Below are 437 nucleotides of genomic sequence, written 5' to 3' on the forward strand. Positions count from 1 at the left end.
GTGTTGGGGTTAATCGCCCGCCAACTGGCATGAAGGTAGCAGATTACGTGTTATCTAAATTTTCAAAAGAAGACCAAGCTATTGTTGGGGACGCTATTGAAAAGTGTGTAAATGCTATAGAAGCATCTCTTTCAGAACCATTTCTTGATGTGATGAATCACTTTAACAGTAGTAAATAAATATATAAAGAGTTAAAGCTTATTGTGGATATTGCGATCGGTAGCTTGCGACTACGGCCAACTAAACTGTATAGCGTAGTCTTCAACACAATGCAAAAATTATTCTCTTTTCTGAAGGCATAGTAACTATGACATTTAAGCTGAGTGAGAATTGGAAAGTGCATAATCCTTTTTAGAAATGTCTATACTTTAAGTAGAAAGTTGCTTAAAGGAGGATGATTTGGAGATGTCAGTTCGCTATCGATGTCGACATTGTGA

1 pseudogene is annotated in these 437 nt (G+C 36.6%); it reads left to right on the forward strand.

Features of this window, described 5'->3' with window-relative positions:
* Positions 1–179 (forward strand): annotated as a pseudogene (locus LC438_RS19075) (aminoacyl-tRNA hydrolase); the annotation flags it as partial.
* Positions 180–437: the final 258 nt, after the last annotated feature.

Origin of the sequence: Microbacterium sp. OVT16B (assembly GCF_019969705.1) — a bacterium.
Lineage (GTDB): Bacteria > Actinomycetota > Actinomycetes > Actinomycetales > Microbacteriaceae > Microbacterium > Microbacterium natoriense.